Source organism: Pelomonas sp. Root1237 (assembly GCF_001425055.1).
Lineage (GTDB): Bacteria > Pseudomonadota > Gammaproteobacteria > Burkholderiales > Burkholderiaceae_C > Pelomonas.
In genome coordinates, this window is sequence record NZ_LMDK01000016.1 from 369,489 (window position 1) to 388,513 (window position 19,025).

Below are 19,025 nucleotides of genomic sequence, written 5' to 3' on the forward strand. Positions count from 1 at the left end.
CAATCCTTTCAACGCCCACGGGCCGGAGCGGCGCCTGCAGGCAGGCGGTCCGCCGCGGGGCGGCGCAGCAGGTACAGCGCATACACGGCCAGGAAGACGCTGCCGGCGGCGAACACGATGTCACCCGGCACGCGCAGCCACACCAGCGTCTCCATCACCTTGGAGTGGATGACCTCTGGCGAGCGGGCGTACCACAGGCCCTTCGTGATGCTCTGGTAGGCCTGGTAGATGCCAGCCGGCAGCAGCGACAGGAAGACCATCATCGCCAGGCCGATGTTCAGGCTCCAGAAGGCGGGCTTGAGGAATCGGTCGGCATGCAGCGCCCGGTCGTACAGCCCGCGCAGGCAGAACAGCATCAGGCCGATGCCCAGCATGCCGTAGACGCCGAACAGCGCCGCGTGGCCGTGGGCCGCCGTCATGTTCAGGCCCTGCACGTAGTACAGCGAGGCCGGCGGGTTGATGGCGAAGCCCAACAGGCCGGCGCCCACCGTGTTCCAGAAGCCCACGGCGACGAAGGACAGGATGACCCACTTGTAGGCGCCCAGCCAGGCCACGCCCTTGGCGCGGCGATAGGTCTGCAGCGCTTCCAGGCCGATCAGCGTCAGCGGCACCACCTCCAGCGCGGAGAACACTGAGCCGACCGCAATGACCGATGTGGGCGTGCCCGTCCAGTACAGGTGGTGCAACGTGCCCAGGATGCCGCCGAACAGGAAGACGATGGTCTCCGCGACGATGGCGCGGTTGGCAGAAGCGGCGCGCACCAGGCCCAGGTTGGTGAAGATCAGCGCGACGACGGCCGTGGCGAAGACCTCGAAGAAGCCCTCCACCCACAGGTGCACCAGCCACCAGCGCCAGTACTCGACCATCGAGTAGTGGGTGTGCTGGCCCCAGGTCAGCGAGCTCGCGTAGAAGCCGCCGATGCAGGTCGCCGACAGGAAGACCATGGCGATGAGGCCACGGGTTTCCGAAGGCCGCTTGAGCGCCGGCCACAGCGCACGGCCGAGCAGGAAGACCCAGAACAGCAGGCCAACGAAGAGCAGGATCTGCCAGAAGCGGCCCATGCTCGTGAACTCCAGGCCCTGGTTGCCGAACCAGAAGCTGAAATCGAACCCGCGGTGCTGCAGCGTGCCGAGCCAGCCGGTGATCGTCGAGCCGAGCACGACGACGATGAGGGCCCAGAACAGCGCATCGACACCGAGCTTCTGCAGCCTGGGTTCGGCGCCCGATAGCAGCGGCGCGACGTACAGGCCCGTGGCCAGCCAGGCAGTTGCGATCCAGAAAATGCCGATCTGCGTGTGGATGGTGCGGGTGACGGTGTACGGCAGGATCTGCGCCAGCGGGATGCCGAAGAAGGCCTGGCCTTCCACCGCGTAGTGCGCCGTGATGGCGCCCATGCCGATCTGCAGCAGCATCAGGCCGATGACGACGAAGAAGTATTTGCGCGTGGCCTTCATCGACGGCGTGGCCTTGGCGCCGAGCAGCGGGTCGGCCTTGGGCACGACGGCGAGCTCTTCGTCGCCCTGGTGCAGCCACAGCATCGCGGCGATGCCGGCCAGCAGCAGCACGATGCTGACCATCGACCACATCGCGGCCGACGTGCTCATCGTGTTTCCGACCAGCGGTTCGTGCGGCCAGTTGCTGGTGTAGGACAGACCGGCCTCGCCAGGGCGATCCGTCACGGCCGCCCAGGCCGACCAGAAGAAGAAGGCCGCCAGCGCCTTGCGGTGCTCGGCTTCGGGCAAGGCGCCGGCCGTCATCGCGTATTGGTCGCGCAGCTTGTCCAGCGCCGGTTCGGTGCCGAACAGGCCGTCGTAGTGCGAAGCGACTTCACGGATGGCCTGGGCGCGGGCGGCGGTGACGCGCACATCGCCGCTGCTCTCTTCGTAGGTGTTGCGGCGCATTTCCTCGCGCACCAGCTGGTCGACGGCGGCGCGCTGCGCGTCGCTGACCGTCAGGCCGCTTTGCTGCTGTTCCGCCAGGCGCCGGGCCTTCAGGGCCACCGCCTCGCGATGCAGCCAGTCGGCCGACCAGTCCGGCGCGACATAGGCGCCATGCCCCCAGACCGTGCCGAGCTGCTGGCCGCCGGCCGACAGCCAGGCCTGCTGGCCGAGCTGGATCTGCTCGCCGGTGAACAACAGCTCGCCGTCGGCGCTGACCACCCGGTTCGGGATGGGTGGGGCGGAAAGATAGATCTGCCAGCCCAGGTAGCCCAGGGCGCCGAACGACAGCACGAAGATGAGCCCCAGCCAGCGCCAGAGATTGCTACGGGATTTCATGGTGATTTCCTTGGAACGCCAGGAACAGTTGAACGTCAGGCGCCGCCGCAAGCGCCGCAGCACGTGCCGCGCGCAGAGCCAAGCCTTGTGACTCGCGCCCGCCAGAAGTCCGGGCCGCGGTCGACGCTCTGCCAGCTGAACATCCCGGGCCTGTGAACGTTGAGCAGGGCCTCCAGCGAGCCGGGCTCCCCGTCCATCAACAGCTCCAGCGTTTCGTTGGCGGCCAGGACGTCAAGCTTGGCGACGATCGCTGGGGCGCGGTCACTCATTGCGAATCCGCGAGAGTCGAACTGAAGGGAAGGGACTGACATGGGCGCCTCTAAAGATGCATTTTTGATGCATCAAATTCTAGAAACGCCGCCGTGACGCGGTTTGACATAGATCAAATGCCAGCGTCCGGAGCCGGCTATCGGCAGTGACCTGTCGCGAGCCAGCCGCCCAGCAGCTGCCCTGCCGGGCCGGGTACCGGCGCCGGTGAGCACTGCGGGAATGAGGCGCACGCGCACGGCGCGCCGGTGCGCCCCCGCCGACCGCTACTTCGCCAGAGCCGCGATTTCGGCGGCGCTCAAGGCCCCCGCTTCGATGCGGAAGCCCTGGATGCGGCCGTTGAATGACGCATGGCCCCAGTCGCGCCCGAGGAAGGCCACCTGGTCGCCGACCTGGCGCGGCGACAGCATCATGGCGTCGGACCTCGCCACCTCTGTGCCGTCGACATAGAGCCGGCCAGTGGTGCCCTTGAGCGTGACGGCCAGATGGACCCAGCGGCGAATGGGCATGAACCACGGCGCGACCAGGTTCTGCTCGTCGTTGAACCCCGCGCCGGTGATGGCGAACTGCAGCCCCACGCGGCCCTTGGGCACGAGGCGCATGTAGGAAAACCCGTCGTGCCCGGCGAAGAACAGGCAGCTGTCCGTGCGCAGTGAATTGGCATTGGCCCACAGGGACAAGGTGAAGTCGCCCAGGCCGCTGAACAGCCCCTCGGGCAGCTGCAGGCCGGCCGACTTGCCGTCGAAGACGATGGCCTTGTCGTTCAGCCGCCCGTCGCCCCAGGTCGCGCCGTCCAGCAGCTCGCCCGCGACGGCCTTCCACTGGCCGGCGGGAGTCTGCAACGCGCCGATGGTGCCCGTGCCGTTGCTGCCATTCAGCGGCATCGAGAAGCGCCGCTCGCCGGGCACGGCGGCCCGCACCGCGGTGGAGGCGGCGCTGGCGCTGGCGCTGCCCAGGGCGGTGACCTGGTAGAACCAGACGCCCTTGGGCGGCGTGTCCGTGTGGGTGAGGAGTTGGTCGGCGGCGACGGTCGTCAGATGGGTGAAGGGCCCGTTGGCACGGGCGGCCCGCTTGACCACATAGGACGTCGCACCGACGCTGCCCCACCACGACAGCACGACGCGACCGTCGTGCACCGGGGACGTGAGGCCGGAGGGCGCCTTCATCGGCCCGGCATAGGCGGGCCGGCGCTGCGTCAGCGTCGGGTACACCATGTCGTCGCCATTGCCCGACCCGTAATTCGGCTCGCACAGGGGCAGCATGCGCGCAACGTTGGGCGCCGCCAGCCCCATGCGGTTCACGTAGTGGTTGTAGATGGGTTCCCAGGCGTTGCGGTAGTTCTGGAAGGACTGGTTGACCTCCGTCCACCGCGCCGTATGGGGCTGCGAGGGGTTGTGTTCCGGCGCGTACGGCACGGCGTAGACGTTGCCGTTCTCGTCCTTGAGGTTGGAGCGCGCCACGTACTCGGCCGCCGCGAGGAAGCGGTTGTTGTACATGCCGTAGAGGTCGTCACCCTGGTTCCAGGCCATTTCCAGCAGGTCGCCGCCGAGCGACATCCCCAGCGTCGAATGCCCCTGGTCGCGCCCGCTCTCCTCCCACTGCCCGAAATGACCCGGGTGCATGAAGTACACGCTGTGCACGATGGAGCCATTGCCGAACATGGCCAGCTCGCCCTTGTTGTTGCCCGCGTAGTAGTCGCAGGCCTGCCTGTACAACTCGGGCCGGTCGCAAAACACGCCGATGGCCATGGCGCCACACAACGAGGCCATGTCCCAGTTGGCATGCGAGCCGAGGGAGACCTTCTTGAGAAACCCCGAGCAGATGCTGCCGAACACATCCAGCAGCATCTGCTGGAAGCGCGCCAGGCTCGCCGGCGCCCAACCGGGGTAGCTGCGCATCACCTCGCCGATCTGGGCAAACTGGTGGCCTTGCATGCCGGCCATCAAGATGTAGGTGTGATCGTCAGGGGCAGTCGATCCTTCGGCCTTGGTCGCGACCAATTTCAGCGTTTGCGCCCAGGCATCCAGGGTCTCCACCGCCTTGTCGGCATAGCGGGGGTCGTCCGACAGCTTCCAGCGCAGTGCCAGGCACCAGGCACGCTGGATGTCGCGGTACAGCGAGGCCTTGCTTCTGTCCTGGCGGTAGACCGCCGGCAGCGCGCTCGGCCAGGCGTCCAGTGAAGTGAGGCGGTCGGCACACAGCTTGTTCCACCAGCCCGTCCAGGGCTGCTCGCCGGCCGCGATATGACCACGGATGCGCTTGAAGTCGTCCTCCGTGACCAACAGGCCGGCGTGGCGGAAGACGCCGCTGGCCGAGGCGGGCACCGGGCGGGTCTCGGCGAGCGCCGGCGCGCTGCACAGCAGCGGCAGAGCGGGCAGCAGGCCCAGGCCTGCAAGCAGGGAGCGCCGGGCGAGGGCGGGATGCGGGTCGTGCGTAGCGGTCATCAGGTCCTTCAAACTGCGTTGAATGCCGCAGGCCCATGCACCACGGTCAGCGCGCGTTTGTAGGGGCTGCGCCCCGAGAAATCGTGGCAGGAACCCCGCTACGGGGTTCTTTTACGGAACGTTTCAGCTCGGGTGTCTTGAACGTCATTGCCCACCAAGCATCGCATCTGCTGGCCAGCAGATAGCAATTCGCGCCCATCAGTAACGCATTGAAAAATTCTTATCCTGAGCAACATCGTTGGCTCTGGCTCTTGCTAACGTGCAAAGGCACAGTTTTCGGGAGTTAGCGCTGCCTACCCGCGACATCGCCTTCGTTCTTCATGTCGATGACCATCCTGACAGCTTGGTAACAACCAAGCTGATCTTGGATCGGCCAGGCGTTGAGGTTGTATCTGCGCTGTCGGCAGCGGTGGCGTTGGAGTTACTGCGTCAATATGAGTTCGCCTTGGCGTTGATCGACGTCAACATGCCTGGCGTAGATGGTTTCGAGCTCGCCGCGGCAATGCGCGGCGATGAACGCACAAATGAGGTGCCCATCATTTTTTTGACCGGGGCCAGCATCGACACCGAGCGAACGTTTCAGGGCTATGAAACTGGTGCGGTTGACTTTCTGATGAAGCCCGTTCCGCCGCTTGTGATGCAGAGCAAGGTGGCAGCCTTCGTAGCGCTGTACCTGCAGCGCAAGTCGCTGCGCGACGAGAAGGATGACCTCGAGCGGTTGCTACGGGCCAACCAGCGCATGGCAGCCGAACTGGCGCATGCACACGAACTTGCGGTCCAGGCAGCATTTACTGATGAACTGACAGGTGTCCCGAACCGGCGCCATATTTTGAAGCTTGCCGCTAGCGCTCTCGCGGACCCACGCCGGCATTCGCATCCCGTCTGCGTGGCGTTGCTGGATCTGGATCACTTCAAGAAAGTCAACGACACACACGGCCACGCCGGCGGAGATGCAGTGCTGCGTCATTTCTGCGAGCACATTCGCACCCACTTGCGATCCGGCCAATCTCTCGGGCGAGTCGGCGGTGAAGAGTTCTTGCTTCTGCTGCCGGGCACGGAGTTGGCTGACGCCTGCACGGCACTTGAACGCGTGCGCAGCACCATGGGGCCGACCGCGGGCATCTCCTTCACCTTCTCCGCGGGTGTCGCGCAAGCTCGCCCGGATGAGACGTTGGACTGCGTGCTCGAGCGCGCTGATGATGCGCTCTATCTTTCGAAGGAACGCGGTCGGGACTGCACCTCCAGCGAGCTGATGAGCCTTTGAATTAGGTTGGCCTTTGAGCAGCTCGCCTGGCCGAATGACTACCAAGTCGCGCTCCACGCCACCGCCGCGCCGCCCGTGCAGTGGCGCCAGGTGACGTTGGCCTTTGAATCATTCCCACTCGATCGTCGCGGGCGGCTTGCTCGACACGTCGTAGGTCACGCGGTTGATGCCGCGCACCTCGTTGATGATGCGGCCGCTGGTGCGCTTGAGCAGCGCATAAGGCAGCTCGGCCCAGTCGGCGGTCATGAAGTCGCTGGTCTGCACGGCGCGCAGGGCCACGACGTAGTCGTAGGTGCGACCGTCACCCATCACGCCCACGCTCTTGACCGGCAGGAACACGGCAAAGGCCTGGCTGGTCAGCGCGTACCAGCTCTTGCCCGTGGCCGGATCGATGGTGTTGCGCAGCTCCTCGATGAAGATGGCATCGGCGCGGCGCAGCAGGTCGGCGAAATCCTTCCTGATCTCGCCCAGGATGCGCACGCCCAGGCCCGGGCCCGGGAAGGGGTGGCGGTAGACCATGTCGGCCGGCAGGCCCAGGGCCACGCCCAACGCCCGCACCTCATCCTTGAACAGCTCGCGCAGCGGCTCCAGCAGCTTCAGCCCCAGCGTCTCGGGCAGGCCGCCGACGTTGTGGTGGCTCTTGATCGTCGTGGCCTTCTTGGTCTTGGTGCCACCGCTCTCGACGACGTCGGGGTAGATGGTGCCTTGCGCCAGCCACTTGGCGTTCCTCAGCTTCTTGGCTTCGGCCTGGAAGACCTCGACGAACTCGGCGCCGATGATCTTGCGCTTCTTCTCGGGGTCGGCCACGCCGGCCAGCTTGCCGAGGAAGACTTCGCTCGCGTCGACGCGGATCACCTTGGCATGCAGGCGGCCGACGAACATGTCCATGACCATCTGGCCTTCGTTCAGGCGCAGCAGGCCGTGATCGACGAAGACGCAGGTGAGCTGGTCGCCGATGGCGCGGTGGATCAGCGCGGCGGCCACCGACGAGTCGACACCGCCGGACAGGCCGAGGATGACCTCCTCATCACCGACCTGCTCGCGGATCTTGGCGACGGCCTCGTCGATGTAGCTGCCCATCTGCCAGTCGCCCTTGCAGCCGGCGATGTCGCGCACGAAGCGGCGCAGCAGCGCGTCGCCCTGCACGGTGTGCGTGACCTCGGGGTGGAACTGGACGGCGTAGTAGCGCTTCTCCTCGTTGGCCATGCCGGCGATGGGGCAGCTGGGCGTGGAGGCCATCAGCTTGAAGCCCGGCGGCATCACGGTGACCTTGTCGCCGTGGCTCATCCAGACCTTGAGCATGCCGTGCTTCTCGGGTGTCTCGAAGTCCTGGATGCCTTCCAGCAGCTTGGTGTGGCCATGGGCGCGCACCTCGGCATAGCCGAACTCGCGGTGATCGGCGGCCTCGACCTCACCGCCGAGCTGGACCGTCATCGTGAACATGCCGTAGCAGATGCCGAGCACCGGCACGCCGGCGTCCCACACGGCCTGCGGCGCGCGCAGCTCGTGGTCTTCGTAGGTGGAGGCGTGGCTGCCGCTGAGGATGATGGCCTTGGGTGCGAACGACTTGATGAAGTCGTCGGACACGTCGTTCGGGTGGATCTCGCAATACACCGCCGCTTCGCGCACGCGGCGGGCGATGAGCTGGGTGACCTGGGAGCCGAAGTCGAGGATGAGGACTTTGTCGTGTTGCATGGTGAACTCAGGCGGTTTGCAAAGCGGTGCGCTGGCCGTGGAAGAAGCGGTAGGCGACGATCAGGCCGATCAGTTGCAGGGCGGCGCAGGTGTAGAAGGGCAGGCCCATCAGCGGGTCGGTGGCCGGGCGGTGTGACACCCAGCCCAGCAAGGTCAGGCCGACGACGGGCGCGATGACGGCCATCAGGCTGTTCAGCGACGACACGGCACCCATGGCCTGGCCTTGCCGGGTCGGCCCAGCCGCATTGGAAATGATGCTCTGCACCGCCGCGGTCGCGACGCCGCCGAGCAGGTTGAAGGCGATGACGGCGTACATCATCCAGCCCTCGGTCGCGAGGCCGAAGCCGAGATAGGCCAGCGATGCAGAGCCCATGCCGATGAGTGCCAACCGCCGCGGGCTGAAGCGCGCCAGCAGCGGCTTGAGCAGCACGCCCTGGCTCAGCACCGACACGATGCCTACCGCGAACAGGGACCAGCTCACCTCGAGCGGCCCCCAGCCGAACTTGAACTTGGTGTAGAGCACCCAAGTCATGTGCAACATGAACTGCGCCAGCGACGCCAGCGCGATGACGACGACCAGCGACCCGACGCCCTTCAGCGCCGCCAGGCCGCGCAGGGACGACACCGGGTTGGCCTTCTTCCAGTTGAAGCCCGTGCGCCTGTCAACGGGTAGGGACTCGGGCAGCACGAAGAAGCCGTAGCACCAGTTCACCACGGCCATGCAGCCGGCGGCGAGGAAGGGCCAGTGCACGTCGTAATGGCCCAGCCAGCCACCGATGACGGGGCCGAGGATGAAGCCGACGCCGAACATCGCGCCCAGCTGGCCGAAGCGGCGCGCTCGGTCTTCGGCCGGCGTGATGTCGGCCACATAGGCGTTGGCGATGGCGATATTGGCCTGCATGGCGCCTGAGAACAGGCGCACGGCAACGAGCATCCACAGCGCGGTGGCCACGGCGGTCACGAAAAAGCTCAGCGCCAGGCCCGCGAAGCCGATCAGCAGCACCGGCCGGCGGCCGAAGCGGTCCGACAGCGAGCCAAGCACGGGTGAGCCGATGAAGTTGGCCACGCCGAAGGCCATGGTCACCATCAGGAAGGCCGAGGTCTGCTCGTCGTTGCTGTGGGTGAAGGTGCCGACGATATGCGGCAGCACCGGCACCATCAGCCCGATGGAGATCATGTCGATCAGCACCGCGGCCATGATGAAACCCATGGCCGGGGTGCGTTGCGTGGAGGAACTCATCGTCTTCCTGAAAAGCGCAACGGGGCGACTCTCGTTCGCCCCGTTGTCTCGGTCGGCAGCAGCAAAGCGTTCGACGGGCCGCCCCTAGAACGATTTGCGCCCCCGCGGGGGGCGGTTTGACCGTCAACGGTCAAACCGGGGGCCACAGTCACTCGCTGCGGTAGTTCGGTGCTTCCTTCGTGATCTGCACGTCGTGGACATGGCTCTCGCGCATGCCCGCCGTCGTGATCTCGACGAACTCGGCCTTGTCCTGCATGTCAGCGATGGAGCCGCAGCCGCAGTAGTGCATCGACGCCTTCAGGCCACCGGCCATCTGGAAGATGACCTGCACGACCGAGCCCTTGTAGGGTACCTGGCCTTCGATGCCTTCCGGCACGAGCTTGGACGTGTTCGGGTTGTTGGCCGAGGTGTCCTGAAAGTAGCGATCCGCACTGCCCTTGGCCATCGCGCCCATCGAGCCCATGCCGCGGTAGCTCTTGAAGGTGCGGCCCTGGTAGAGGATGACCTCGCCGGGCGCCTCCTCGGTGCCGGCGAAGGCACCGCCCATCATCACGCAGTCGGCGCCCGCAGCGATGGCCTTGGCCAGGTCGCCGGAGTAGCGCACGCCGCCGTCGGCGATGACGGGCACGCCGGTGCCCTTGAGCGCCGTGACGACGTTGTCGATGGCGGTGATCTGCGGCACGCCGACACCCGCAACGATGCGGGTCGTGCAGATGGAGCCGGGGCCGATACCGACCTTGACGCCGTCGGCGCCGGCTTCCACCAGCGCCAGCGCTGCGGCGCCGGTTGCGATGTTGCCGCCGATGACGTCGACGTTCGGATAGTTGCTCTTGACCCAGCGCACCCGCTCCAGCACGCCGGCACTGTGGCCGTGGGCCGTGTCGACGATGAGGGCATCGACGCCGGCACGCACCAGCAGTTCGACGCGTTGCTCGGTGTCGTCGCCGAAGCCGACTGCCGCGCCGACGCGCAGCTTGCCCTGGGCATCGCGCGCGGCGTTGGGGAAACTGGTCTGCTTGGTGATGTCCTTGGTGGTCATCAGGCCGCGCAGCTCGAAGGCGTCGTTGACGACGACGACACGCTCCAGCTTGTGCTTGTGCATCAGCGCCTTGGCCTCGTCGGTGGACGCGCCGTCCTTGACGGTGATGAGCTTCTCGGCCGGCGTCATGATCTCGCTGACGCGGGCGTCCATGCGGGTCTCGAAGCGCAGGTCGCGGCCGGTGACGATGCCGATGACGCGCTTGCCCTCGACGACCGGGAAACCCGAGAAGCCGTGCTGGCGGGTCAGCTCCATCGCCTCGCGGACCGTGGCGTTCGGGCCGATGGTGAGAGGCTCGCGAACGACGCCGCTCTCGTAGCGCTTGACCCGGGCGACTTCGCGCGCCTGGGATTCGGCGCTGAGGTTCTTGTGCACGATGCCGATGCCGCCCTCCTGCGCGATCGCGATCGCCAGGCGAGCTTCGGTCACGGTGTCCATGGCGGCGGACACCAGCGGCAGGTTCAGGGGAATGTTGCGCGACAGGCGGGTCGCAAGGCTGGTGTCACGGGGCAACACCTGGGAGAACGCTGGCACCAACAGAACATCGTCGAAGGTGAGCGCTTTGCCGAGAAGGCGCATGAGGAAAGCTCCAGACGCAAAGCGGCATTATACGGAGGGTCACGCAGGGGCCGTTGCCTCTGCGTCAACAGGCCCTAAACTGACCGCATGCCTCGCAAAGCCTTTCGCCAAGCTCTTCTCGTCCTGCTCTGCCTCGCTGCAGCCGGCGCCGCTCAGGCCCAGTGGAAGTGGCGCGATGCCAAGGGCAATGTGCAGTACAGCGACATGCCGCCGCCGCCCGGCACACCGGACAAGGACATCCTGCTTCGCCCCTATGTGGCGAAGCCGACCATCGTCGTCGCGCCGCCCAGCACTCAGGCCAGCGCTGCTTCCGCGCCCAGGCCGCCCGCCAGCGCGCCGACCAAGGCCGAGCAGGAGGCCGCTGCACGCCAGAAGAAGGACCAGGATGGCGAGACCGCCAAGCAGAAGGAAGAGGAACGCCGCGTCGCCGCGCAGCGCCGCGAGAACTGCGCCCGCGCCCAGGCCAATCTGCGCGATTTGCAGAGCGGCACGCGCCTGACCCGCACCAACGAGAAGGGCGAGCGCGTCTTCATGGACGAGGCCCAGATCTCCGCCGAGGTCAGCCGCGCGCGCGACACCATCACCAGCGAGTGCAAGTGACCCGCTGAGCCAACGCGTCCAGCCGTCGGCTCAGCCCGCGTGTTTGGGCCGATGTCGCGACACGATGCGCTCGCCACGCTTGGCGTAGCGCAGACGCCGCGCTTCCTTGGGGTCGACGGTCAGCGCGCGGTAGACCTCGATGCGATCACGCTCGCGCAGCGGCGTCGTCAGCGGCCGCGCACGGCCCCAGATGCCGATGTGCAATTGATCCAGAGGCTGGCTCTGGGCGGCCATGAAATCGACGCAAGCGCGCAAGGCGGTGTCGACGGTGGCGCCCTCCTCCACCTCCAGCCAGCGGTGCTGAACATCACCCGCCCGCGGGCTCCACACCAGCTCAACGCGGACCATATTGACTCTCGGCACGCTGCACGAAGCTGTCGACGAAGGTGTTGGCGATGCGGTCGAACACCGGGCTGACGACAGCCTCCAGCGCGCCGCTGCTGAAGGCATAGCTGAGCTCGAAGGCGATCTTGCAGGCCGTGGCTTCGGCATCCGTGCCGGGCTTGTTCAAGGGCTGGAACTGCCACAGCCCGTCCAGATGCGAGAAGGGGCCGTCGACCAGCTCCATGCGCACCCTGCGGCCGTCCTCGTTGTGGTTGCGCGTGGTGAAGGCGTGGCGCACGCCAGCGTACGCCAGGTGCAGGCGGGCCGTGACGGTGTCTGCCTCACGGCCCAGCACCTCGACCTTGTTGCACCAGGGCAGGAACTCGGGATAGCGCTCCACCGCGGTGACCAGCTCGTACATCTCGCGGGGTGTGTACCAGAGCAGAACGGACTTTTTGACCTGCTTCATAGAATCCACAAATTGTATTGAGGGGCTTCGCCCCCATTTGCGACCCCATGTCCATCGCCGAGAACCGCCGCGCCCGCTACGACTACCACATCGAAGAACAGTTCGAGGCAGGCGTCGTGCTGTCCGGCTGGGAGATCAAGGCCATCCGCGCGGGCCAGGTCCAGCTGACCGATGGCTACGTGATGATCAAGAACGGCGAGCTGTTCCTGATCGGCTGCCGCATCAATGCGCTGCGCAGCGCGTCAACCCACGTCACGCCCGAGGCCGACCGCACCAAGAAGCTGTTGATGCACAAGGCCGAGATCAAGCGGCTGGTCGGCAAGATCGAGCAGCGCGGCTTCACCCTGGTGCCGCTGAACCTGCACTACAAAGGCGGCCGCGTGAAGGCCGACATCGCGCTGGCCAAGGGCAAGGCCCAGCATGACAAGCGCGAGACCGAGAAGAAGCGGGACTGGGAACGAGAAAAGGGACAGTTGATGCGGCACGCATCAACAGGCCGCAAGGCCTGAGACGCGCAGCGGCTCATTGGACCTTTCGCCAAAAGGGACAGTTGATGCGGCACGCATCAACAGGCCGCAAGGACTGACGAGGCGCCCCAGCGGCTCGTTGGCTCTTTCGCCAAAAGGGGCAATTGATGAGGCACAAGGTCTCAAACAAGAGCTGACAGCGCCTGTTCGATGTCGGCCTTCAGGTCGGCCCCATCTTCCAAGCCGATCGCGAATCGCACCAGCGTGCCGCCATTGAACGGCAGCGGCAGGTCGCGGCTGCGGCTCATGTCGTAGGGCACGGCCAGGCTCATCGGGCCGGCCCAGGAATAGCCAATGCCGAATAGCTGCAGCGCGTCGACGAAGGCATCCACCTGCGCCGCTGAGTAGTCCGGCTTGAAGACGACCGAGAACAGGCAGGCCGCGCCCGCCCCACCAACCGCAAGCCAGTTCTCATGGCCCGGCGAGCCAGGCAGTGCGGGGTGGAAAACCTGCGCCACTTCGGGCCGACCGGCCATCCAGCTCGCGAGCTCGCGTGCCATACGGTCCTGGGCCGCATAGCGCAGCGGCATCGTCGGCAGGCCACGCAGCACCAGCTCCACGTCGTTCTGCCCCAGGCCATAACCCAGATGCTCGTGGGCGTGGTTGAGCCGGTCGTGCAGCTTGCGGTCGCGCGTGCAGACCGACCCCATCAGCACGTCGGCACCGCCACTGGCATATTTGGTCAGCGCCTGCATGACGATGTCGGCACCAAGGCCCGGGTGGGTCTGGGGTGCCGGCTCGAAACCGTTGAAGGCCAGGCCGGCGCCCCAGGTGTTGTCCAGCGCCGTGGTGATGCCACGCGCACGGCAGGCGGCAAGCGTCCCGAGCAGATCAGGGAACTCCAACGTGATCGACCCCGCCGCCTCCAGCCAGACCAGCTTGGTGTTGTCACGCAGCTTGGGCACCGTCAGCGGGTCGTAGAAGCGGTGTGTGACGCCCCATTGAGGCAGCCACGACTCGGTCAGGTAGCGGTTCTGGCCATAGACGTTGTCCGGCACGAGCACCTCGTCACCGGGCCGCAGCACGGCCAGCGACGGCAGCGTCACCGCCGCCAAGCCACTCGGCACGAGCAGGCAATGCTCGGCATGCTCCAGCGTCGCGATGCGCGCGGCCAGCGTGTAGCTGGTGGGCGTGCCATGCAGGCCGTAGCGGTAGGTCAGCCCGTCACGCGGCTTAGGCTTGTGCAGATCGGCCGTATTCTTGAAGAGCACGGTCGAGGCCTTGGCCACCGGCACGGGCACCGCATCCCAGCCTTCGGGGGCGCGGTAAGGGTGGTGAATAAGCTGAGTGCTGGGAGCCTTCTTGCTCATCAGACCAGGCTCGCCACCAGGTCGTGCCCATCAGCTGCGACGACGCGGGCGCGCACGAAGTCGCCCACCTTCATCGTCTTGCTGGCCTTCTCGGGCGGCAGGATCTTCACGGTGCCGTCGATCTCGGGCGCGTCGGCGTAGGAGCGCCCCACCCCGCCCTTGCGGCCCAGGGCCGGCGCGGAGTCGACGAGCACCTGCAGCGTCTGGCCAACACGGCTTTGCAGCTTGGCGGCCGAGACCTGTTCGGCCACGGCCATGAAGCGCGCACGGCGCTCCTCACGCACCTCTTTGGGCAGCGCACCGGGGATCTCGTTGGCGCTGGCGCCCTCGACCGGCGAATAGGCAAAGCAGCCCGCGCGGTCGATCCTGGCTTCCTGCATGAAGTCCAGCAGATGCTGGAACTCGGCCTCGGTCTCGCCGGGGAAGCCAGCAATGAAGGTCGAGCGGATCACCAGTTCCGGGCAGCTCTCGCGCCAGCGCAGGATGCGCTCCATGTTCTTCTCGCCGTTCGCCGGGCGCTTCATGCGCTTGAGCACATCGGGGTGGGAATGCTGGAAGGGCACGTCCAGATAAGGCAGCACCAGGCCTTCGGCCATCATCGGCAGCACCTCATCCACGTGCGGATACGGGTAGACGTAATGCAGGCGCACCCAGGCGCCGTAGGGCTTGGCGATCTCGCCGAGCTGGGCGACCAGGTCCAGCATGCGGGTCTTGACCGGCTTGCCGTCCCAGAAGCCCATGCGGTACTTCACGTCCACGCCATAGGCCGACGTGTCCTGGCTGATGACGAGCAGCTCCTTGACGCCGCTCTCGAACAGCGCGCGGGCCTCGTTCAGCACGTCGCCGATGGGGCGCGACACCAGGTCGCCGCGCATGCTGGGGATGATGCAGAAGGAACAGCGGTGGTTGCAGCCTTCGCTGATCTTCAAGTAGGCGTAGTGCTTGGGCGTCAGCTTGACGCCGTAGCTGGGCACCAGGTCGACAAAGGGGTCGTGGGGCTTGGGCACATGGGTGTGCACCGCGTCCATGACCTCCTGGGTCGCATGCGGGCCGGTGACGGCCAGCACGCTGGGGTGGATCTCGCGCACCAGGCTGCCGGCATCGCTGCTGCCGGCGCCGGCCTTGGCGCCCAGGCAGCCGGTGACGATGACCTTGCCGTTCTTGGCCAGGGCCTCGCCGATGGTGTCCAGGCTTTCCTTGACGGCGTCGTCGATGAAGCCGCAGGTGTTGACGATCACAAGGTCGGCGCCGGCAAAGGTCTTGGAGGTTTCGTAGCCCTCGGCACGCAGCTGGGTGAGGATGAGCTCGGAATCGGTCAAAGCCTTCGGGCAGCCGAGGCTGACGAAGCCAATCTTCGGAATGGCGGCGGGGGTGATCTGTTCATTCATCACCGTATTTTCGGCGATGTGACGAACCGGCGGCTTTCCAGCGGCCATGCAGCTGTCCGAAACGACCGAACTTCACTGGAAAGGCAGGCCGCTATTCGACAGTTTCCACCGTGACGGAGGCTGCAAATGGGGGATTGATGGACTGCGCCTCGCGAACGACATAGCTGCCGACCCGCACCCCCTCAGGATCGACCACCTCGAAATAGGAGATGCGGGTCTCCACGCCATCACGCTGGACCGATTCGGCACCCGTCGCCCTCAGCTGGTGACCCTGCGGAACGTAGATGCGCCGCTGGTGCTCTTTCTCAGTCATGCTCGCTCCTCGACATAGGAACAGCACAGTTGCGGGCGGCACCCGCCTGGTCAAGGCACGCTTACCTGCCCTCACGCGCGTTACGTAGCCGAGCGAGCCGCAACTGCGGCCGACAGCCTATTTCTTGGGCGTGAACGGGAACATCACTCCCGCCTGCTTGAGCTGCTCCTGCCACTGGTTCATCAGCGTCTTGGACTGCTCGGCATAGCCGCCCATCAGGCCGGTCCAGGCCTCGGGGGTGAAGGGCATGCCGCCGGGCGTCTGCTCCGTGAAGCGCGACTGCAGGTCGGTGAAGGCCTGCATCTGCCGCTCCAGCAGGCCGCCCATGACGCCCTGCATGGCATGGCCGTAGAAGCGAATGATCTGGGCCAGCGAGCTGGTCGAGAACATCGGCACGCCGCCAGTCTCCTCCTCCAGGATGATCTGCAGCAGGATGGAACGCGTCAGGTCTTCCTGGGTCTTGGCGTCATGCACCTCGAACTCGACACCTTCCAGCACCATGCGCTTGACGTCGGCCAGCGTGATGTAGCTGCTGGTCTGCGTGTCGTAGAGGCGCCGGTTGGGGTATTTCTTGAGGATGCGCAGCCCGGGCTTGGTGTCGCCGGACTGGGCTTGCTCGGATGCCGCTTTCTTGCGGGCAGTCGCCATGCGTGGGTCTCCTGTGCAGTGCAGCAAATTCTAGGCAGAGCCTGACCGCCGTTCCGAACGGGTTTACCTGGGGCTGGTGAACCGAGCTGTCCGCCAAGGAAACTCACCAAACGCCGCAATTGGGCGCAGGCGTGCCAGCGCGTGGGCAAAGAAAAGCCCCCCGAACCTTTCGATTCGGGGGCTTCCAATCTTCAAAATTTGATAGGCGCGATTGGGATTCGAACCAACCCACCGTGGCAAGGTGAGGAAATGGGGCTACGGGACATGCTAGGACATTGATTTCACAGGAGAAATTTCCCTTATACGTCCCGACCCGCTTCCTAAACCACACCCCATTTTTCGCACGTTTCTGGGCTGGGGAAGCAGGATGGCCATGCGGATCACCTATCCAGCGCTGGCGCCCATCGAGCGTCAACTGTGCAGCGGCACCACTGAGCCGCAGGCAATCGCTTCCTGCAGGCTGCCTTCAGTGGGCTTGGCGCCTGCGCCAGCCGCGGACGGCGCCCCGACGCCGAACCAGCCGTTGCGTCCACGAGCCTTGGCTTGGTAGAGCGCCTCGTCGGCGAGCTCCACCGATCGCTCCCAGGAGCCGCCGTGCTGCGCGCCGGGGACGAGAGGATATGGGGCGAAGCCGATACTGCATGAGATCTTCAGAGGTTGCCCGTCCGGCAGCTCGACCGGGCTCCCGTCAATGGCTTTGCGCAGCCTTTCGGCCAGCTGCGCCGCATGCCCGCGGGGCGTTCCCCGCGTCATGAGCAGGAACTCTTCGCCGCCCCAGCGGATGAGCTCGTCCTCCCCTCGCAACACACCCTTTAGGCGCTCCGCCGCCTGCCGCAGCACGGCGTCCCCGGCAGGGTGGCCGAAGCTGTCGTTGACACGCTTGAAGTGGTCGAGGTCAATCAGGTAGAAGAGCAGGTCCACCGGCTCGGCCGCGACCGTCTCGCGGCCCGCATGGGAGCGGTCCGCGGCAGCCACGTGCGAATCCACCTGGGCCATGAAGTGCCGGCGGTTGCGCAGGCCCGTCAGCGGATCGGTGACCGCCATGTCCTGGAGCTGGCGGTTCACGGCTGCCAAGGTTCTCGCATGCCGGCGTGTCGCCCTCACCACCAGCAGTGCCGCAGCGCTGCAGGCGAGCGCGGCCAGGATCACGGCCGCAACGACGGTCCGCTGCGTCTGGCGCTCGCTGGCCTGGCGCTGGGCGCGCTCACGCTCGGCACTCGCGAGGGCCTGGTCCAGCGTCAGTCCGGCCCGATGCGATTCGTCCAGGCTCTTGCGCAGGCCCTGCAGGTGCTCCGCCAGCGCGCGGTAGGCCTCGTCGTGGCGGCGCGCGAAGGCGTACTCCTCGGCCACCTCGTCCAGCATTTCCCAACGGTCGCTGCCCTGGGCTTCGGCCTCCAAGATGGCCAGGCCCTCAGCGTGCCTGCTCAGACGGTTGAGTGCCTTGCCCCGGTTGAATCTGGCGACGCGCGTCGTGTCAGCGTCGCCCCGGGCCGCGACGATCGCGGCGTCGGCCATCTCCAGCGCCGCCGCCGGCAGCCCGGCCTTCAGCAAGGCGTCCGACTGGTTGCACAGGAAGTTCACCAGCATGTAGGGCGTGCGCCCCAACTTGCGGGCGATCTCCTGCGCCCGTGGTCCCAGCGGGCGTAGCTTGTCCCACTCGCCGGTTGCCCGGTACATGTCGTTCAGCAGCACCAGCGTCCTGAGCTGCTCCACGCCGTCGTCCACCGCCTCCTGCTCCTGCAGCACGGCCAGCAGCTCCCGCTCCGCTTCGTCCAGCTTGCCGGCCGAGCGGAGCCGGTCCGCCCATTCGTCACGGGCCCACCAAGTGACCTTGTCGGCGGGATGCCGGATGGCCAGTTGCCTGGCCTCCTGCGTGTAGCGGCCGAGAGCGTGGAACTGCTTCCAGTCCTCCTGCAGCACCAGCAGCACCCGGAGCTCGTCATGCCAGTCGCCGCGGGCCCGCGCCTCGGCGAGCAGGCGCATGCCTTCCGGCACGGCCTTGTCCAGCTCCTGCCGAGCCTTGAGCTGGCCGATGCGCAGCAGGCGATGGCGGAACTCGAGCACCGGGTCGCGGTGTTGCCGCAGAAGGCCGGCCGCCCGATCGAGCAGTTCGCTGGCGCGCCCCCCATCCGAATGCCGCAACTGCCTACCCTGCTCCAGCAGGGCCGCCACCTCCAGCAGAGGGTCGCCGCTGGCGTTGGCCTGCGAACGGCTGCGCTCCAGGAAGGCAAGGAACTCGGTGCGGGGCGCGAATGTCTGGACGTCCTGTACTTGCTGGTCAAAGGCACTCACGCTCGGGGTGAGCGCGAAAGCCAGTCCTTGCCAAGCAAACACCGCCATCCACAGCGCTCGCACTCGCAGCCGCGCCGGACCCGTGCGCCGCCGAGGCCCGCCTGTTCCGGAGTACCCATTCCAAAGAACTGCCACACCGACCCCACTACAGCGGCAACCACTGCATGACCAATTTTCGGACCGGCATGCCAACGCGTGTCAGCCATCCTCCCGCCACGGGCTGGCGCGCACAAGAATCCATCACGAACTGCCGGAAAACTGCAGACGTCGACCGCGGCGTGCCTGTATCGACAGGTACAGCGGCGCCAAGGGTCGTAAGGATCGGCCTCAGCTCGACGCCATGCTGAAGG

16 protein-coding genes are annotated in these 19,025 nt (G+C 66.4%); 3 read left to right on the top strand and 13 right to left on the bottom strand.

Annotated elements, in window-relative coordinates:
• Nucleotides 1-8: 8 nt before the first annotated feature.
• From ASC91_RS14550 to ASC91_RS14560, 3 genes are all read right to left on the bottom strand, one after another.
• The gene (locus ASC91_RS14550; protein WP_056199587.1) at nucleotides 9-2,276 is read right to left on the bottom strand and encodes a nitric-oxide reductase large subunit; all 2,268 of its coding nucleotides are present in this window, start codon (nucleotides 2,274-2,276) and stop codon (nucleotides 9-11) included.
• A gap of 35 nt (nucleotides 2,277-2,311) precedes the next feature.
• On the bottom strand, nucleotides 2,312-2,587 hold the full coding sequence (locus ASC91_RS14555) for a DUF2249 domain-containing protein (RefSeq protein ID WP_056197902.1): 276 nt from the start codon (nucleotides 2,585-2,587) through the stop codon (nucleotides 2,312-2,314).
• 222 nt (nucleotides 2,588-2,809) lie between these two features.
• Entirely contained in the window at nucleotides 2,810-4,987 is a 2,178-nt protein-coding gene (locus ASC91_RS14560; RefSeq protein ID WP_056199590.1) for a LamG-like jellyroll fold domain-containing protein, read from the bottom strand.
• A gap of 238 nt (nucleotides 4,988-5,225) precedes the next feature.
• Here ASC91_RS14560 and ASC91_RS14565 point away from each other — a divergent pair, with 238 nt between their 5' ends.
• The gene (locus tag ASC91_RS14565; protein ID WP_056197904.1) at nucleotides 5,226-6,251 is read left to right on the top strand and encodes a diguanylate cyclase; all 1,026 of its coding nucleotides are present in this window, start codon (nucleotides 5,226-5,228) and stop codon (nucleotides 6,249-6,251) included.
• Nucleotides 6,252-6,359: 108 nt separating this feature from the next.
• On the opposite strand, the gene guaA is transcribed toward ASC91_RS14565, so the two are convergent.
• From guaA to guaB, 3 genes are all read right to left on the bottom strand, one after another.
• Entirely contained in the window at nucleotides 6,360-7,946 is a 1,587-nt protein-coding gene (guaA, locus tag ASC91_RS14570; RefSeq protein ID WP_056197906.1) for a glutamine-hydrolyzing GMP synthase, read from the bottom strand.
• A 7-nt stretch (nucleotides 7,947-7,953) separates the two neighbouring features.
• Entirely contained in the window at nucleotides 7,954-9,186 is a 1,233-nt protein-coding gene (locus ASC91_RS14575; RefSeq protein ID WP_056197908.1) for a TCR/Tet family MFS transporter, read from the bottom strand.
• A gap of 148 nt (nucleotides 9,187-9,334) precedes the next feature.
• Nucleotides 9,335-10,804, bottom strand: a complete 1,470-nt coding sequence (guaB, locus tag ASC91_RS14580) for an IMP dehydrogenase (RefSeq protein WP_056197911.1) — start codon at nucleotides 10,802-10,804, stop codon at nucleotides 9,335-9,337.
• A gap of 87 nt (nucleotides 10,805-10,891) precedes the next feature.
• Here guaB and ASC91_RS14585 point away from each other — a divergent pair, with 87 nt between their 5' ends.
• On the top strand, nucleotides 10,892-11,404 hold the full coding sequence (locus tag ASC91_RS14585) for a DUF4124 domain-containing protein (protein ID WP_056197912.1): 513 nt from the start codon (nucleotides 10,892-10,894) through the stop codon (nucleotides 11,402-11,404).
• 30 nt (nucleotides 11,405-11,434) lie between these two features.
• Here the strand turns inward: ASC91_RS14585 and ASC91_RS14590 are convergent, their stop codons facing one another.
• Nucleotides 11,435-11,752 (bottom strand): RnfH family protein, encoded by a 318-nt coding sequence (locus tag ASC91_RS14590; RefSeq protein ID WP_056197915.1) that lies wholly within the window; start codon nucleotides 11,750-11,752, stop codon nucleotides 11,435-11,437.
• Nucleotides 11,739-12,197 carry a type II toxin-antitoxin system RatA family toxin gene (locus tag ASC91_RS14595; protein ID WP_056197916.1) on the bottom strand — a complete coding sequence of 153 codons (459 nt, stop codon included), beginning with the start codon at nucleotides 12,195-12,197 and terminating at the stop codon, nucleotides 11,739-11,741. The genes ASC91_RS14590 and ASC91_RS14595 overlap by 14 nt, the downstream gene beginning before the upstream one ends.
• Nucleotides 12,198-12,244: 47 nt before the next feature.
• On the opposite strand from ASC91_RS14595, the gene smpB reads away from it, so the two are divergent.
• Entirely contained in the window at nucleotides 12,245-12,706 is a 462-nt protein-coding gene (gene smpB / locus ASC91_RS14600; RefSeq protein ID WP_056197918.1) for an SsrA-binding protein SmpB, read from the top strand.
• Nucleotides 12,707-12,846: 140 nt separating this feature from the next.
• On the opposite strand, the gene ASC91_RS14605 is transcribed toward smpB, so the two are convergent.
• From ASC91_RS14605 to ASC91_RS14625, 5 genes are all read right to left on the bottom strand, one after another.
• The gene (locus ASC91_RS14605) at nucleotides 12,847-14,034 is read right to left on the bottom strand and encodes a PLP-dependent transferase (RefSeq protein ID WP_056197920.1); all 1,188 of its coding nucleotides are present in this window, start codon (nucleotides 14,032-14,034) and stop codon (nucleotides 12,847-12,849) included.
• A complete protein-coding gene (gene rimO, locus ASC91_RS14610; RefSeq protein ID WP_056199593.1) occupies nucleotides 14,034-15,422 on the bottom strand; it encodes a 30S ribosomal protein S12 methylthiotransferase RimO in 1,389 nt (462 codons plus the stop codon). The genes ASC91_RS14605 and rimO overlap by 1 nt, the downstream gene beginning before the upstream one ends.
• Nucleotides 15,423-15,513: 91 nt before the next feature.
• The gene (locus ASC91_RS14615) at nucleotides 15,514-15,735 is read right to left on the bottom strand and encodes a hypothetical protein (protein WP_056197923.1); all 222 of its coding nucleotides are present in this window, start codon (nucleotides 15,733-15,735) and stop codon (nucleotides 15,514-15,516) included.
• A gap of 117 nt (nucleotides 15,736-15,852) precedes the next feature.
• Nucleotides 15,853-16,383, bottom strand: a complete 531-nt coding sequence (gene phaR / locus ASC91_RS14620) for a polyhydroxyalkanoate synthesis repressor PhaR (RefSeq protein WP_082532689.1) — start codon at nucleotides 16,381-16,383, stop codon at nucleotides 15,853-15,855.
• 411 nt (nucleotides 16,384-16,794) lie between these two features.
• On the bottom strand, nucleotides 16,795-18,675 hold the full coding sequence (locus ASC91_RS14625; protein WP_162247795.1) for a diguanylate cyclase: 1,881 nt from the start codon (nucleotides 18,673-18,675) through the stop codon (nucleotides 16,795-16,797).
• Nucleotides 18,676-19,025 lie beyond the last annotated feature (350 nt).

Coding starts and splice junctions, on each gene's coding strand:
- ASC91_RS14550 (WP_056199587.1), bottom strand. CDS start 2,276: ATGAAATCCCGTAGCAATCTCTGGCGCTGGCTGGGGCTCATCTTCGTG.
- ASC91_RS14555 (WP_056197902.1), bottom strand. CDS start 2,587: ATGTCAGTCCCTTCCCTTCAGTTCGACTCTCGCGGATTCGCAATGAGT.
- ASC91_RS14560 (WP_056199590.1), bottom strand. CDS start 4,987: ATGACCGCTACGCACGACCCGCATCCCGCCCTCGCCCGGCGCTCCCTG.
- guaA (WP_056197906.1), bottom strand. CDS start 7,946: ATGCAACACGACAAAGTCCTCATCCTCGACTTCGGCTCCCAGGTCACC.
- ASC91_RS14575 (WP_056197908.1), bottom strand. CDS start 9,186: ATGAGTTCCTCCACGCAACGCACCCCGGCCATGGGTTTCATCATGGCC.
- guaB (WP_056197911.1), bottom strand. CDS start 10,804: ATGCGCCTTCTCGGCAAAGCGCTCACCTTCGACGATGTTCTGTTGGTG.
- ASC91_RS14585 (WP_056197912.1), top strand. CDS start 10,892: ATGCCTCGCAAAGCCTTTCGCCAAGCTCTTCTCGTCCTGCTCTGCCTC.
- ASC91_RS14590 (WP_056197915.1), bottom strand. CDS start 11,752: ATGGTCCGCGTTGAGCTGGTGTGGAGCCCGCGGGCGGGTGATGTTCAG.
- ASC91_RS14595 (WP_056197916.1), bottom strand. CDS start 12,197: ATGAAGCAGGTCAAAAAGTCCGTTCTGCTCTGGTACACACCCCGCGAG.
- smpB (WP_056197918.1), top strand. CDS start 12,245: ATGTCCATCGCCGAGAACCGCCGCGCCCGCTACGACTACCACATCGAA.
- ASC91_RS14605 (WP_056197920.1), bottom strand. CDS start 14,034: ATGAGCAAGAAGGCTCCCAGCACTCAGCTTATTCACCACCCTTACCGC.
- rimO (WP_056199593.1), bottom strand. CDS start 15,422: ATGAATGAACAGATCACCCCCGCCGCCATTCCGAAGATTGGCTTCGTC.
- ASC91_RS14615 (WP_056197923.1), bottom strand. CDS start 15,735: ATGACTGAGAAAGAGCACCAGCGGCGCATCTACGTTCCGCAGGGTCAC.
- phaR (WP_082532689.1), bottom strand. CDS start 16,383: ATGGCGACTGCCCGCAAGAAAGCGGCATCCGAGCAAGCCCAGTCCGGC.